The organism is Streptomyces boluensis, assembly GCF_009908195.1.
Taxonomy (GTDB): domain Bacteria; phylum Actinomycetota; class Actinomycetes; order Streptomycetales; family Streptomycetaceae; genus Streptomyces; species Streptomyces boluensis.
The window spans coordinates 1-578 of the sequence record NZ_JAAAHS010000779.1; the positions used below are offsets into that span (position 1 = coordinate 1).

Below are 578 nucleotides of genomic sequence, written 5' to 3' on the forward strand. Positions count from 1 at the left end.
CGTCAAAACCCCCCGAGCCACCTTCCCCCCCTCAAGATCCCGCACCGCATCCGCGAACGCCTCCACCGGATAAGTCGCCGACACCAGCTCGTCCAGGAGGAGTTGACCCTTCAGGTACAGCTCCGCGTACAGCGCCATGTCGCGTTGGGGGCGGGACGAGCCGTAGCGGCAGCCGAGGATCGACTTGTCCAGGAACATCGCCGCGGGCAGGAACGACGCCTCCACCTTCGGCGCGGTCATGCCGAGCAGGATCGCCTGGCCGTGCCGGTCGAGGAGGTCCACGGCCTGCCGGATCAGCTCGGCGCGGCCCACGCACTCGAAGGCGTGGTCGACGCCGCGCGGCAGGATCTCCCGCACCGCGGCCGGTACGTCGTCCACCGCCGACGCGTCGACGAAGTGCGTGGCCCCGAACTGCCGGGCCGTCGCCTCCTTCGCCGGGTTGGCGTCGACGGCGACGATCGTCGTCGCCCCGGCGAGCCGCGCGCCCTGGAGGACATTGAGCCCGATGCCGCCCGCGCCGATGACCAGCACGCTGTCGCCGCGCTCGACCCGCGCCCGGTTCAGGACGGCGCCCACCC

General features: G+C 72.1%; 1 protein-coding gene. It reads right to left on the bottom strand.

Going from position 1 to position 578, the window contains the following annotated elements; genetic code table 11:
- The coding region (locus tag GUY60_RS38060) for a zinc-binding dehydrogenase (protein ID WP_161706055.1) at nt 1-578 on the bottom strand (578 nt) is incomplete at both ends.